Origin of the sequence: Pseudoalteromonas sp. P1-13-1a (assembly GCF_001401875.1) — a bacterium.
Taxonomy (GTDB): Bacteria; Pseudomonadota; Gammaproteobacteria; order Enterobacterales; family Alteromonadaceae; genus Pseudoalteromonas.
This window is the reverse complement of record NZ_LKDV01000100.1, coordinates 1-362: the sequence shown is the minus strand read 5'-3', so window position 1 is coordinate 362 and position 362 is coordinate 1. Positions and strand designations below refer to the sequence as shown.

Annotated in this window: 1 protein-coding gene; it reads left to right on the top strand. The window is 54.1% G+C overall.

Translation table 11 applies throughout. The annotated features are described in order from the left end of the window. The coding region (locus tag AN391_RS19975; RefSeq protein WP_235576511.1) for an Ig-like domain-containing protein at positions 1 to 362 on the top strand (362 nt) is incomplete at both ends.

Below are 362 nucleotides of genomic sequence, written 5' to 3'. Positions count from 1 at the left end.
ACGACTGTGGATGCGAGCGGCAACTTCTCAGTCGAAGTGCCAAACGCATTGGCTGAAGGCCCTTACAGCATTGAAGCGACTATTAGTGATGCGGCGGGTAACAGCACTGATATCACCGGCAGCGGTAACATCGATACCACCGCACCAAGTGTGAGTGTGGATGCACCAGCGCTCACCAACGACAGCACGCCAACTGTAACGGGCACCAGTGATGCACCCAACAGCACCGTCACGGTAACCTTTACCGATGCAGCGAACAACGTACAAACCCTAGATGTACAAACCGATGTCAACGGCAATTGGAGTGCGACACCAACCAGCGACTTAGCAGAAGGCAACTACAGTGTTAGCGCCAGCATCAC